The following is a 12989-nucleotide window of genomic DNA, read 5'->3' as shown; positions in this document are numbered from 1 at the left end:
TTGTTTGAGCTGAAAAGCACTTTATAAACCGATATGGGAAAACTATGTTTTTGATTTTTTAATATTTAACACATCCTAAATGAAACCTACCCTAAAACATGTAATGATTAAAGTAATTTTAATTACTTGTTTTGCCAGCTTTGGTGCATTCGCACAAGTTCAGCACACTTTTAAACTTGCAGACTCTGTTTTTCTGCTCGATAATAAACCTTTTCAGATCATTTCGGGAGAAATGCATTATCCCCGTATACCTAGAGAAGCCTGGCGCGACAGAATGAAAATGGCTAAAGCCATGGGTTTAAATACGATTGGTACCTATGTGTTTTGGAATGTGCACGAGCCTCAGAAAGATCAGTTTGATTTTTCTGGTAATAATGATATTGCCGAATTTGTGCGCATTGCAAAAGAAGAAGGCTTATGGGTATTGCTTCGCCCTAGTCCGTATGTATGTGCCGAATGGGAATTTGGCGGTTATCCATTTTGGTTACAGAATATTAAAGGTTTGCAGGTTAGGAGTAAAGAAACACAGTATTTAAAAGAATATAAAGAATACCTTACGGAGATCGGTAAACGTTTAGCACCTTTGCAAATTAACCATGGTGGCAATATCTTAATGGTGCAGGTGGAGAACGAATATGGTTCTTATGGAAATGATAAAGAATACCTGAAAATTAATGCTCAGCTGTTTAAAGATGCTGGTTTTGATGGTGTACTTTCCACCTGCGATCCGGTTCCGGCACTGGAAGGCGGTCATTTGGCGGGCTTGCTTCCAGGCGTAAATGGTATCGATAATCCAGCTCAGATCAGAACATTAATTAATAAATATAACAATGGTTCCGGACCTTATTTTGTACCAGAATGGTATCCGGCATGGTTCGATTGGTGGGGTACAAAACACCATGAGGTAGATCCAAAAACATACGCCAATAAGCTGGATACAGCACTTAAAGGTGGAATTTCTATTAATATGTATATGTTTCATGGTGGTACAACCAGAGGTTTTATGAACGGGGCCAACTTTAATGATTCTACAGCTTACGAACCACAGATTAGTAGTTATGATTATGATGCACCTTTAGATGAAGCAGGTAATGCAACAGCAAAATTTATGCTTTTTCGCGAAGCGATTAAAAAGAATCTGCCTGCAAACCAGATACTTCCCGATGTACCCGGCGCTAAGCCAGCAGCGGCATTGCCTGCAATTGCATTTGCCAAATCAACCGATATTTTTAGCCTGATTGGAAAACCAAAATTAAATGAACAACCACTAACCTTCGAAGCCCTTAACCAGCCCTATGGTTTTGTATTGTACAGCAGTACAATAAAAGGCGGACGCAAAGGTGTTATTAAAATCAACGAGCTGCGCGATTACGGATTAGTATATATCAATAAAAAACTTGTAGGTGTTTTAGACAGAAGACTTTACCAGGATAGTTTGATGCTTAATCTTCCTGCTGGCCATGTGCAATTGGATATCTTGGTAGAAAACATGGGGAGAATTAATTTTGGCCCTTACTTACTTAAAAATAATAAAGGGATTACTAAAAACGTAACTTTTAATGGAGAAGAAATTAAATCGTGGAAAATGTATCCATTGCCATTTGATAAAATAGATACGAAAAAAATGCAATCTAAAGTAAGTAGTCAATCTGCAGCAGCACTTAAATCAGCTACCTTTAATTTAACAAAAGTTGCCGATACTTATTTAGATATGCGCAAATGGGGGAAAGGACTGGTTTGGGTTAACGGACATAATTTAGGTAAATATTGGGGTATCGGACCGCAACAAACCATTTATCTGCCAGCAGAATGGCTTAAAAAAGGAAAGAATGAAATTGTCGTTTTTGAACTGCTTAAACCTGCGCAGAAGACGTTAACCAGTTTGGATAAAGCTATTTTAAATGAGTTGAAAAGCAAATAATATTTTCATTTCCTTTAAGTTAACGCTTCATCAATATAATTGAAGGACTTAAGAAAATTAAAATTTTAATTGTAACGATAGCCATTATGTTAGTATATGCTTAACATAATGGCTATTGCTGCTTTATCACTAACAGATGAACATATAGGTTGAATTTGATTTTTTAGCAATACATCTTTTTACGCAAAAGTTTTACGCATCAATTTGAAAGATACTTCTTTGCGGTTTCAGTTAAATCATGCTCCTGATTCTGCTCAATGTTTCGAGCCTCATGCCCGTAAATGAGGCCACGTACTTTAATGGTACACGGTTAATCAGGTGTGGGTAAGAAATCAGGAACCTTTGGTAGCGTTTTAATGCGGTAGGAAGCCTGCAGATATAGGCTCTCTCAGATGCTCCCTGAAAATAAATTTCAGTCATCTTTCTACCAACATAGTTTGCGATAGGAAAATTTTCGTAAAGCAGTTTCGACATTTCATGCGGAATCGCAATCGCAAATACCGGATCTATTGTTTCAATGTACTCATCAGAGCTTTCATTCTCCCATAAATTCCTGATGGTTCCTGCCAATTCGTTTTCTGCAGCAATCCAGGTGGTAATCTTTTTATTTCCCATTTTAAGGTAGCCATGTACTGCTCCTTCCAGAATAAGAAAAATGTAACGGTTGTATTTTAATGGCGAAGCGATATGTTTGTTTTTAGCAAAACGTACAGGGAATGTGTAACGGTTAATAATTTCCTCCATTTCTGGAGTAAGTGCATGGTAAGACCTAAAGACTGTAATAATTGGCGAGAAACCACCAAGCGTAGCCCATTTATCTTCACCATAAATATTTTCAATATTCATTAGGGTAAAGGAAGTATATATGTAAAAGTGAAAATAATTATAAAAATAAAAAAATCATTATTCTCCTTACAACCAAGGGGAATGTCGATTGCTAATCAGCTACAAATTCATAAAATTAGGGTAATATGTATTGCTGGTAATTCGCTTTTTGGTTGTTTAAGGTAAAAGGGTAATAACGATTCTAAGAGATTTTAGGCAGGTTAAATACATATTTCTTTAAGAGGTTTATTAACTTGGAATCAGCTAACTGAAAAGGAGAAAAAAATGATTTTTTTTATTCGCATTTAACATGATGATTCCTAAATATTTAACTCCATTTTATTTAGTTATTGTTAACTTTCTATTAAATATTTTGGATTTACCTTTTGCAAGAATGAATTTAATTCCTAACTTCGCAGCCTCGAAAGGGAGAAAATGATTCCGTAGCTCAGCTGGTAGAGCATTACACTTTTAATGTAGTGGTCCTGGGTTCGAATCCCAGCGGGATCACAAGAGACCTCACAGAAATGTGAGGTTTTTTTGTTTTATCCCCTCTGGGATTCGAACAGAAGTGCCGGCCTGGGTTCAATTTGTAAAAGGCTCAGGGCAGGGTTCGGGGTTTTGCGGGGCTGAGCCAATCCCAGCGGGATCACAGAAGATAGTATCAAAACTACGTAAAAGCTTGTAAATCTAATGATTGCAAGCTTTTTTTTGTTTTACCGGAAAACCCAAAATATGCAATAAATCGCATAAAAAAAGTGAGTGATTCGGTGAGTAGTTTTATAAAGTGGTATACTCACTAAAAACAACGTAAGTTATTGACTTACAAAAAGTTAAATCATTTAACGACTTGATACGATTAGACTGCAAGGCTAACTTTGTTAACTTTAAATCAGTCGATTATGAAAACTAATTTCAGTCTGCTCTTCTACCTGAAGAAACCAAAAAACTATCTTAAAGGTGCTGTTCCTGTTTATCTAAGGATTACTGTAGAGAAACCGTGCGGAGATGGCCACTAATCGGAATTGCGACCCTAAGCGATGGAATGCAAAGGGTGGCCTGGGCTATCGGTTCTAAAGAAGAGATCAAGGTGTTGAACACCCATTTTAACCAATTGTAGAATGCCGTTTATTATACTCATTAACGTGTTTTCGATATGGGCTTTCCGATTACAGCAGATGCAATTAAATCCATTTAACTCGGCACACTCACCAATTCCCATACCTTATTGGAATTGGAGGCCGTTGCATAACATAACCTAAGAATAAATAGGATTTATTCTGGTGTAGGTATTTGTAACGGATGGACTATGACAGATAAGCGTTATTAGGGACATGGAGAGTTGTGTAAATTTTTATTTTAAATTATGGCTTTGAAATAATTTCAGGTGGGGTTTTTATTTTCAACTGTTGTCATACCAGATCCCAGTCACAACTCTAGAGGATGGAAAGAAACAGCGGTAAAGGATTTAACAATTAATGTACTACCAGAAAGTTACTTGGAAAACATTTGGGATCTTATCACAACAGCAAGCATATATGCTACTGGGAGTTTTGATTTGACAGTTGGAGTGCCTGGTGATCTTCCTAATGCGATAGTTGCAAAAGAAGCTGCATTAGCTGCGAACACTACAATGATAGGACTTGAAAGAAGCTATGGAACAAAAGGACTAACAATTCTTATAAAATCTGGTACCTTAGGTAAATCGGTGGCTAAATTAATGCAAATACAACTAGGGGCAGTGATACCCGGTGCAAGAGTAAGTGCTAGATTAACAGGGAAAACGCCTCCTCATACATCGGTAACCGGAACAAATTGTCAATAAATGGATAATATAAAAGAAAAAATTTATCAGATAATCAAAAATCAGTTTCAAAGAGATTTTTTTATGATCAGGGTTCTATAACTACTACTGAAAATATTAATGTGCAAATCAAAAAATTTGAGAAGGAGAACCCAAATGCTTCAACTATTTTTTCAAGTAACCTGAGTAATAGCTTCCCAAATATTAAAATGGAAAACTTTACCCATTTTTTTAATCACGATAGATGTATAAGATTTCTTATTCAAATAAGTGAAGAAAAAAGATTTATATGTCAATTAAGTGTTTTTAATTATTTTTCGGTGTATCAACATAGTGCAAAATTAGCTCATAGTAGATATGAATATGAAGTACCTCATTACGTTAACATCAATGAATCAGAAATTTGCGATGAAATATATAGATGCAGTAACGTAAACTCAATTAGAGCAATTTGGTTAAGTAGAGATATTTTAAACGAAGTGGTAGATGAGTTTTCAATTCTGGATGATGATCCATTATTCCGGTATGAAATAAAAATTTCGGACATTCTTTTCACAGATCATTATATATAACGAGGAATGAAAATGTTTTCACGACGACTTCTTTCAAAAAACGGTCCAAACTGTTATTTACCATGGAGCCAAACATTTCAAATATATAAAACATCAACAGGTGTTGACTTAGCTGAAACAAAAAAGGCGCTGAGTTATATAATTAGTGCATTGGCACAAAAAATCCCAGTATTAATAGGTGTTGACAATAGATCGGGTGCCCCAGCAGCAAATCCAGATAACTCAACAGATCATTTTGTTGTTGTTGTAGGAATGGGGACTGACGAAAAAGGAAAATTTTTACAATTTGTAGATAACGCAACTAATAACCCTTCTACGGGTGCAAGTTTCAGTAACCGACTTTATTATAATTCTACTACAGGAAAAATCACAGGGAAAACAGCTGTTACTGACTATAGAAATTATCCGGGTATGCATGATTATATTGTCACCCAAGTTCGTAAAAGCATAAAAAAATAAAAAAAATGAGATATCTACAAATATTATTTGTCCTTTTATTGTTCACATGTAACAAATCTTACTCCCAAGTATATGACAAAGCTATTAAGGGCACCATAGTTAAGTTTCTAAAATGGCATAAAGAGGGAAAAGAAGAAAAGTTAGGAGAATACTATTTCGTACCCAGATATGACGGAACGGGAGACAGAAAAAGATATTTTGATCGTGATAGTTTAGAACTTTATTATAATAATTTTAGGCATAGTGGCTTAATTTCGGAATTATATATTGAGCAATTAAAAGAATATTTCAACTATTATGAAAAATTTCTTGGGGATAAGCCTAAAGATGGGGAATTGATCAAAATTGAAGGTTTAGACCAGGATATCGTACTCAACACGTTCGAACCAGAAGAAATTTTAGAAAATATAGGGACATTAAAAATCACTAAAATTTTAGTCATATATAATAAGGCATTAGTTGGGATAAATTTTAAGAGAAATGTTAATATGATTTTTCAATTGACAAAAACTGATAATAAATGGCTTATAGATTATATAGGGGGCGACAATACAAATAAAAATAGTGCATTTAGTCAATAACCTGTACCTGATGATCAAGTTCTCATCTTTCAAATATATTAATATTTGATAATTTGGATCAGGCAAAAAAGTTGGGGGGATAAATAATTAATAATACTTTACCAGCTCTTTAAATTCAGGTTGTCTATTTCCTTAAGGTGCTTGTCCTTGGTGTGTAACTTTAGGTCAAATTGCTTTGATACTGCGGCTATCCACATGTCATTCTCCGGTATTGGCTTACCTTTTTGCAACAAGGCAGTTTTGGTTAAGGCATAGTGATTTGCTGTTTCTTCATCAGCAATAAGAACATTACACCTTTCTAGAAAAGAGTTGAGTTGATCTGTTTAATGTGCTCTTTGGGTTAGCTTATCTGTAAGCACCCAGATATAGTTCTCCTAATACAGCAAAAGGAATATTTATTTCCTCCCCTAAGGTTTCAAGAAACGCTGTAATTGTTGGATTGCCTTTAAATAACTCAATAACCACATTAGTGTCTAATAGATTACTTCCAGTCATCTGCGTGGATTGTTTCACAAGATTCTGTAATTATACGTTCCATTTCTTCCGTCTCGTCCTTAGACCAGATTCCAGAAAAATCTTTTAAGCTTGGCGTTTTCTTAACTGTTCTATTATTGTTATTCTTTAATAGCTTCTCCAAAGCAGATAAAGTAGCTTCACTCTTTACTTTGAGCATTTCTTCTATCAAATGTAATTTACGTGTTTCTATGTGCATGGATATGATATTGAGTGTTAACACCAAAATAAAGAATTATTTCTAAAATAACCATACCCCTAAATCCTAATGAACTTGAACAAGTGCTAGTTATACATGTGATTTCAAGTTTTTAATTTTTTCGTGATCTTTATTTAAAACCATCTCGCTAGACTTTTGCAACGAAAGTTTTATTGTGGTATAGCTCCGATTTGAGTCATTAAAGCTAGCAAATCAGGTTGTCCTATTTCTTCAATTATCTGGTTGTCAGATAAACGATAAAAATTCATTGCGCTAACTGCGATCGGTTTTCCGGTTGCGGGTACGCCAAAGAAAGTTCCTTTATGGGTTCCCTTCATTGTAAATCTAACGGCTACTTTGTCATTTTCAGTGATCATATCTTCAATACTCCATTGAATATCAGGAAAGCCGCTGCGCATCATTCCTATAAGCGTTAGATAACCTTTAGGCCCTTGCAACGGATCAGCCTGAAACGGCACATAGAATTTCGCAGCTGGACTTATTAATTGTTGAGACAAATTTTCATCAGCAGTATTAATAAATTGTAAAAATTGATTGAGGAATTCTTTTGTTGTTCCCATTTTATATTTTTTTGACTTGTAAAACTGTGTTGTTATACAATGCAAAGATGGTTTACAAATGTCTCTTCAGCCAATAAACAAGCTTAATAAATAGTCTTAATGTAGTTTAAGGGTAACTATTATTTTAATGATATATCTTTTCTGATTTTGCTCAGAAATTCAGGTGTTATGCCCAAATAGGAAGCTATCTGAGCATTGGGTAATCTTGAAGATAACTCGGTATACTGTTCAAGAAAATCCAAATATCGTTGCTCTGCATTTGAACTGAAATTTTGTAACAAGCGGGTCTGAAGTTCAATAAATTTTTCCTCCACGATCACCCGAAAGTTTCTGTCAAACTTTGGTGAATTCACAAAAAGATAAAGCAAGTCTTGCTTCTCAATTTGCAAAATGGTAGAAGGTTCAATTGCCTCTATGAATAGTTTGCTTGGTTTTCCCGAATAGAAACTCCCCAGATCAGCAACCCAATCATTTTCTGCTGCAAACCTTAGATTATGTTCCGTCCCTTTTTCATCAATGCCATACATTTTAAAGCAGCCTTTCTCAACAAATGTATAATGTTTGCAAATAAAGCCCTCCTGTAAGATCATCTGTCTCCGTTTTATTTTCCTTGGCGTTACTCTTTCGGAAAGCAAAATTATTTCATCGGAATTTAGAGGAAGGTACTTTTTAAAATATTCAATTAAAGGTTGTATCGTCAAGTTTTTGATATTAAGCCTGTATAGTTTTTACAGAAAAGAGTTCCTAAATAAATCAGCAATTTAGAGCTGCAAAAATAGAACTAAAATTCTGTAAATCATTAGCAATGATAATTGGATTTTACGGTTAAATTCCCTAAGCTTAGCAGAATGCTCCTTGTTCTTTCCCTTTGAGGTATTTTGGGGGCTAAGCTTAATCCTATTAGTAATGTCCTTACGGCTGACGATCACATAAATCCTCCAACGCTCATTGGAAAACGATTTCACTATGCTGAAATCCCGAACCGCTGTTTATTGCCTTTTACCCCGTGCTGCTCCGACACAGCTATACACCAACAATACCTTAGGTTAACTTTCTCTTTACCTTTTATTTGGCTATTGTGAACCTGCCAATCGAAATCGAGGTAAATTTTTGATCTAGCTCATCTAAACCAAGGCTACAGCTCAACCGAAGTAAGTGTGAAGTAGTGTGCAAGCAGATACGAAGCAGACCTGGCCGGAAGGTGGCTTAAACGTGGGGTAGATGTGGGGTGAAGGTGGAATTGGAATATTCTTTTTGGAGATTTTTAATCAGATGGATCGATTTGGGTGATCATCCCTTTTTGATTATCCTAAGATACTAAAATTATGGTTTTCAGGGTTGTCATGATCAAAATTAAATAACAAAAGGCCCCTTTTTTACAAACCGCAGAATTAAGGCTCTGGTAAGAAAGGAGACATGGTAACAGCCTGATGGCATTGGAGATTTGGCCCATCTTTTCTTCAAATTATCCCCGAAAGCAAATCTTTTACGCTGCCTTCTACCGGCAATAGGGGTTTTTATATCTTGCAACGCTATTTTTTGCTTCGCAAAATGCTTTTGTGTTAAGTGCCGAAATCGCTGATGTAAGCCAAAATATAGTTTTACTTATTTTTTATGGGCTTGCATTTATGCCCGGGCCCCTCTTCGAAAATGTAACCAGTTGCCGTGCATCAGGTTTTTGACATACATGTCTCTTTATGAAACACAGTTTAAGAAGTTTACAGGCATTGAAGACCAGTATGGATATAATTTATCAAAAAAAATCAATAATGAACGCTTATCAAATATAACATACTTACTGATGAAGCCATTAGAGTCGGTTTTTCTGATCTGTTTGTATCTTTTTACGCAAAAGCCTGAATACCGCATCAGGAAACAGTATTTAATGGGAAAAGGCTAGGCGATTACAGAGGCCGTTTTTTATTTCTATTGATGATAAAGAAAACAATAACGAGAATTACTCCTGCCAGCACTACCCACACTATCGCTTGGCCAACAATATATCCTAATCCAAATGCTATATTTCCCATATTGGAAGTACCTTGTTGTCGGCTCGCCTTATTAGCGGTAATCTTTAAGGAATTGAAAAAGCGCTCCCGGGCGGGTTTAGAGACTTCGTCTTTATCCTTATCCGTCCAGAAGTCAACATAAAGCATTTGACTGTTCAGGAACAGAATCCTTTTAAACCGTAAATTTGATAAATTAGGATTGTTGGTTACATACTTAATCTCATATCCTTGCAACCCATCGAGATGGTAAGGCTTTTTACTGACAAGTTCGCCCTTTGATGTTTTTAATGTTCCTCCAATGAATCCGGAATAAAGGCTGTCAAGTTCATTGTGACTAAAACCTGCTCCGTTTTTATTAAGATCAGAAAGACCGGCAAGATAAAAGCCTGATGAATCACTATAATGATGTACATGTTGCCCTAAGGTATCAATGGTTTGAGGTTTATCAGGGAAGTCAATTGCGGCTAAATCGCCTAGTGTTTGATGGAAAAAACCTGCTCTAAAAGAGCATAAAACGATAAATAACACAAAAATTGTAAATATTTTTTTAGTCATAGAGGCTGTTCTGGTAATTTCATAATGGATTGAACGATGAGAAATAAGAATACAAGGTAATCATTGCAGCCAAAATGCACGAAGAATTGCGTATCTATATTATTTTATAGTTTGATATAAAATATGCTAAAGAATTAGCAAAAGGCAGGGCAATTACTCTATGATCCTGTACAATCCAAAACCGGGGGAATAAAGATATTTGATGCCGTGCAAGGCAATCACTTGTGGCAGAACCAAGTTCTCCGCCTTGAACTTAAGGTCACCTAATTTATAATAAGACATGTATACCGGAGAGGGAAGCCTGCCTTTTTTCCATCGAACTAAAACATCATCATCAAATTCTTTTACGTTTTTTGCAGTTCTCGAAAATTCACTGTTGAAAAGATAGTCATTGCGCACAAATAAGGTTCCATCTTTTATTTCAAAAATATTACATCGTTCCTGATGTACCGTTACATATTCACAAGGTTTGTAACCGTATCGTTTTAAAAGTGCTGTTTCATATTGATGAAGTGCCAAACGTTTTAAACTGTCATTTTCAATTTTAAGCGCTTCCGACTTTGCACTCAGACTGTCTGTAAAAACTACATTTTTGAAATCCTGGGATTTGCGATAATCCGGATAGAAGTATTTTTTACGATTAAAATAAAGATTACCCTTTTTATCTATAAAAAAAGGCAGGTCCCAGTCATAAGTTTTCTCAAAAATGATTCGTTGGTTTACGTCCATTATTTTAAACGGAGCATCACTTCTGTCTGGTTTCAAAAAAATCTGTCATCTTCTAAAAAGATAATTTCACTTAAATTTTGCATGTCTGTAACCAGCTTAAACTTACCCTGATCCTGAAGTAAATCAGAAATTAAAGGCACTTCCGGATGGCTATCCTTCTTTGGAAATGGATTACATGCTGAAGCTAACAGCATCATCATCAAACCGGCAAATTTACATCTCATGGTACGTTTTTAAGAGTCGAACCTGTAACAAAAACTGAACCATAAGCATGATTGCCGGTTTGCTAAGCATCCGGTATGTTTGGCTCTACAAGTTTAATGAGTTTTTCAAGGGATTCCTGCCAGCCAAGATAACACATCTCCAGGGGTATCATCGCGGGTATGTTTTCCTGCAATATGTTCAGGTCTGTACCTACGGATGTTTTTCTGAACCAGATGGTGTTTACGATGATACCCGGTAAATTTGAATCTTCAAACTTATCGGTGTATTTTAACAGTTCATTCGGAACAACCTCTAAGTATTCGCCACCAAACGCATTAGTACTTCCTGTGGTGAAATTCTGGAAAGACATTTTAAACGTGCCGCCCGGCTTTAAATCCATATCATGAATGATGCCGAGAAATCCATAAGGCGGCATCCATGATGCAAGTGCTGTAGGCTCTGTAAAAGCACGGTACACCTTTTCAGGGGATGCTTTAATAACTCTGTGTAATGAAACGCTGTTGTCTGACATACAATTATTTTTATTTTAGAATTTTACTTTGCTTAACAAAGATGACGTTATTACCAGATAATTTGCAGGGTTATATACGACAATTTACAGGGGATATCGGACAATATTTTCTTCGACAACATGGTGCAGGCCAGCTTTCGTTGTGGTTACCCACCAGGTGATTGATGGGTCTGATGGTTTCCTGATGTGATAATGAACGCCTATACCAAATGAGTTTTCAATGTTATGTAATTGAATGATGGGGGATGAATTTTAACCGAACCGGGATAGGCTAGGTATCACAACTTACATCGTCCCAATCTTGTTCTCCATACCTGATTAGCCAATTTAGGGCGTAATGCCTTTCATATACTACGCCGGAAATAGCTTCTTCAAGTTGGACGTTTGCCAATCTCGCATCTACACAAGCCCAGTCGATTCTGTAGTAAAGGTCATTTGCGTCCAGAATTTCAGCTGCAGATCTTGTTTCAGAGATGGAATTGATAAAAGTATTGGGGTCTTTTTCCGCACCAACAGGATAATCTTGTTCAGGGATGTCATTTAAATTGCAAAGTTGGCCAGGCAAATCAAGTTCATCAATCTTACCTAAGGCCCACATCAGCGTGTAAATACATTCGCTTTTCCAACTTTCCGTATTTTTCCGCGCTTCGGTAGGATTACCCAGGAATTCTTTTTCTGCAGGTGTGGTTTGTGCCCATAAATCGTATTGCTGCAAATAGGCAATTGCAATATCGGCCGGTATTACATTATTTGCAACAAAATTAGTGACGGCTAGCACGCATAACCTGGTCGCAATTTCTTTTGGTGTTCTGATTAAAGTTTCACTTTCAGCATTAATGCAGGGTAAACTTAAATTAACTTTGATGCTCCTTACTTTCAGTAATGCTTCACTTCTTTCTTTTCTTCTGATTTGGTCATCAGATAATTGAGATTGTTCCTTATCAAAATATTTCGACTCAATACTAACACTAAGTTTCTCAATTTCTGAATTTCCTGAAGTATCCAGAATTAGAGCTAAATTATTATCTAAAAAGTGTTGTCCGTCAGACTTGCTGATTAAAGTGCCTGGCTGTGTGAATATAATAGCATCAAACTCAGTTGCTAGTTTTTGAAGCAGTGGTTTTATGTCTTTGGTGTCCTGCGGTTCCTGTTCTACAGAAAACTCGCTATTTATAGTAGAGACTTTAGCCAGCAGCAAATGTTTCAACTGTTCATTTGATGCCGGTAATGATGTAATATATCCGTAAAGGCCTTTTAAGTTTGCCGTTAGCGGACTGTCGTCAATTTCCGGAAGCTGGTAGGAGGGAAAGGCCCTTTCACGATAGCTTACTCTAATCGTAACAGATGGACTAAATAACCCGCCTTTTATAACCAGTTGCGCTATTTTATCTTCACCTGGACCACTGATGGATAATATCCCTTTAGGGAATTCTTTCTGAAGCAGGTCTGCGATTTTTTCAAACCCAATGTAGTGGGAATAATACGTACAAATCATGTGTTTTACT

15 protein-coding genes, 1 tRNA gene and 1 pseudogene are annotated in these 12989 nt (G+C 36.1%); 7 read left to right on the top strand and 10 right to left on the bottom strand.

Features of this window, described 5'->3' with window-relative positions; genetic code table 11:
* The first annotated feature begins 79 nt into the window (after window positions 1-79).
* Complete coding sequence (locus ACQ86H_RS16965) at window positions 80-1921, top strand: glycoside hydrolase family 35 protein (RefSeq protein WP_431291839.1); 1842 nt, start codon at window positions 80-82, stop codon at window positions 1919-1921.
* 231 nt (window positions 1922-2152) lie between these two features.
* Here ACQ86H_RS16965 and ACQ86H_RS16960 read toward each other — a convergent pair whose 3' ends face one another.
* Window positions 2153-2767, bottom strand: coding sequence for a Crp/Fnr family transcriptional regulator (locus tag ACQ86H_RS16960; RefSeq protein WP_431291838.1), 615 nt, complete (start codon window positions 2765-2767; stop codon window positions 2153-2155).
* A gap of 416 nt (window positions 2768-3183) precedes the next feature.
* On the opposite strand from ACQ86H_RS16960, the gene ACQ86H_RS16955 reads away from it, so the two are divergent.
* The 5 genes from ACQ86H_RS16955 (at window position 3184) to ACQ86H_RS16935 (ending at window position 6162) form a co-directional block, all read left to right on the top strand.
* A tRNA-Lys gene (locus tag ACQ86H_RS16955) sits at window positions 3184-3256 on the top strand.
* Between the two features lie 877 nt (window positions 3257-4133).
* Complete coding sequence (locus ACQ86H_RS16950; RefSeq protein WP_138823647.1) at window positions 4134-4571, top strand: hypothetical protein; 438 nt, start codon at window positions 4134-4136, stop codon at window positions 4569-4571.
* Window positions 4572-4672: 101 nt separating this feature from the next.
* On the top strand, window positions 4673-5122 hold the full coding sequence (locus tag ACQ86H_RS16945) for a hypothetical protein (RefSeq protein WP_431291837.1): 450 nt from the start codon (window positions 4673-4675) through the stop codon (window positions 5120-5122).
* 6 nt (window positions 5123-5128) lie between these two features.
* Complete coding sequence (locus ACQ86H_RS16940) at window positions 5129-5581, top strand: hypothetical protein (RefSeq protein WP_431291836.1); 453 nt, start codon at window positions 5129-5131, stop codon at window positions 5579-5581.
* 5 nt (window positions 5582-5586) lie between these two features.
* Window positions 5587-6162, top strand: coding sequence for a hypothetical protein (locus ACQ86H_RS16935; RefSeq protein ID WP_431291835.1), 576 nt, complete (start codon window positions 5587-5589; stop codon window positions 6160-6162).
* A 481-nt stretch (window positions 6163-6643) separates the two neighbouring features.
* Here the strand turns inward: ACQ86H_RS16935 and ACQ86H_RS16930 are convergent, their stop codons facing one another.
* The 4 genes and pseudogenes from ACQ86H_RS16930 to ACQ86H_RS16915 form a co-directional block, all read right to left on the bottom strand.
* The gene (locus ACQ86H_RS16930; RefSeq protein WP_138823656.1) at window positions 6644-6874 is read right to left on the bottom strand and encodes a hypothetical protein; all 231 of its coding nucleotides are present in this window, start codon (window positions 6872-6874) and stop codon (window positions 6644-6646) included.
* A 170-nt stretch (window positions 6875-7044) separates the two neighbouring features.
* Window positions 7045-7455, bottom strand: coding sequence for an ester cyclase (locus ACQ86H_RS16925; protein WP_138823658.1), 411 nt, complete (start codon window positions 7453-7455; stop codon window positions 7045-7047).
* Window positions 7456-7574: 119 nt separating this feature from the next.
* Complete coding sequence (locus ACQ86H_RS16920; protein ID WP_246862759.1) at window positions 7575-8045, bottom strand: Crp/Fnr family transcriptional regulator; 471 nt, start codon at window positions 8043-8045, stop codon at window positions 7575-7577.
* A 231-nt stretch (window positions 8046-8276) separates the two neighbouring features.
* Window positions 8277-8390: pseudogene (locus ACQ86H_RS16915) on the bottom strand (DUF5712 family protein); the annotation flags it as partial.
* A gap of 752 nt (window positions 8391-9142) precedes the next feature.
* Between ACQ86H_RS16915 and ACQ86H_RS16910 the strand changes: the two are divergent.
* Window positions 9143-9355 (top strand): DUF6688 family protein, encoded by a 213-nt coding sequence (locus ACQ86H_RS16910; protein WP_431291834.1) that lies wholly within the window; start codon window positions 9143-9145, stop codon window positions 9353-9355.
* 4 nt (window positions 9356-9359) lie between these two features.
* On the opposite strand, the gene ACQ86H_RS16905 is transcribed toward ACQ86H_RS16910, so the two are convergent.
* The 5 genes from ACQ86H_RS16905 to ACQ86H_RS16885 form a co-directional block, all read right to left on the bottom strand.
* On the bottom strand, window positions 9360-10019 hold the full coding sequence (locus tag ACQ86H_RS16905; RefSeq protein ID WP_431291833.1) for a hypothetical protein: 660 nt from the start codon (window positions 10017-10019) through the stop codon (window positions 9360-9362).
* Between the two features lie 153 nt (window positions 10020-10172).
* Window positions 10173-10784, bottom strand: a complete 612-nt coding sequence (locus tag ACQ86H_RS16900; protein ID WP_431291832.1) for a hypothetical protein — start codon at window positions 10782-10784, stop codon at window positions 10173-10175.
* Window positions 10781-10972 (bottom strand): hypothetical protein, encoded by a 192-nt coding sequence (locus tag ACQ86H_RS16895; protein WP_431291831.1) that lies wholly within the window; start codon window positions 10970-10972, stop codon window positions 10781-10783. Before ACQ86H_RS16895 ends, ACQ86H_RS16900 begins: the two co-directional genes overlap by 4 nt.
* A 62-nt stretch (window positions 10973-11034) precedes the next feature.
* Window positions 11035-11484 (bottom strand): SRPBCC family protein, encoded by a 450-nt coding sequence (locus ACQ86H_RS16890; protein ID WP_431291830.1) that lies wholly within the window; start codon window positions 11482-11484, stop codon window positions 11035-11037.
* Window positions 11485-11755: 271 nt separating this feature from the next.
* Window positions 11756-12979, bottom strand: a complete 1224-nt coding sequence (locus tag ACQ86H_RS16885) for a DUF4272 domain-containing protein (protein ID WP_431291829.1) — start codon at window positions 12977-12979, stop codon at window positions 11756-11758.
* Window positions 12980-12989: the final 10 nt, after the last annotated feature.

Source organism: Pedobacter sp. P26 (genome assembly GCF_050632135.1).
In the GTDB taxonomy this organism is placed as follows: Bacteria; Bacteroidota; Bacteroidia; order Sphingobacteriales; family Sphingobacteriaceae; genus Pedobacter.
This window is presented reverse-complemented; position numbering and strand designations above follow the sequence as displayed.

Coding starts and splice junctions, on each gene's coding strand:
- ACQ86H_RS16890 (WP_431291830.1), bottom strand. CDS start 11,484: ATGTCAGACAACAGCGTTTCATTACACAGAGTTATTAAAGCATCCCCT.
- ACQ86H_RS16910 (WP_431291834.1), top strand. CDS start 9,143: ATGTCTCTTTATGAAACACAGTTTAAGAAGTTTACAGGCATTGAAGAC.
- ACQ86H_RS16920 (WP_246862759.1), bottom strand. CDS start 8,045: ATGATCTTACAGGAGGGCTTTATTTGCAAACATTATACATTTGTTGAG.
- ACQ86H_RS16925 (WP_138823658.1), bottom strand. CDS start 7,455: ATGGGAACAACAAAAGAATTCCTCAATCAATTTTTACAATTTATTAAT.
- ACQ86H_RS16930 (WP_138823656.1), bottom strand. CDS start 6,874: ATGCACATAGAAACACGTAAATTACATTTGATAGAAGAAATGCTCAAA.
- ACQ86H_RS16965 (WP_431291839.1), top strand. CDS start 80: ATGAAACCTACCCTAAAACATGTAATGATTAAAGTAATTTTAATTACT.
- ACQ86H_RS16960 (WP_431291838.1), bottom strand. CDS start 2,767: ATGAATATTGAAAATATTTATGGTGAAGATAAATGGGCTACGCTTGGT.
- ACQ86H_RS16895 (WP_431291831.1), bottom strand. CDS start 10,972: ATGAGATGTAAATTTGCCGGTTTGATGATGATGCTGTTAGCTTCAGCA.
- ACQ86H_RS16905 (WP_431291833.1), bottom strand. CDS start 10,019: ATGACTAAAAAAATATTTACAATTTTTGTGTTATTTATCGTTTTATGC.
- ACQ86H_RS16940 (WP_431291836.1), top strand. CDS start 5,129: ATGAAAATGTTTTCACGACGACTTCTTTCAAAAAACGGTCCAAACTGT.
- ACQ86H_RS16935 (WP_431291835.1), top strand. CDS start 5,587: ATGAGATATCTACAAATATTATTTGTCCTTTTATTGTTCACATGTAAC.
- ACQ86H_RS16885 (WP_431291829.1), bottom strand. CDS start 12,979: ATGATTTGTACGTATTATTCCCACTACATTGGGTTTGAAAAAATCGCA.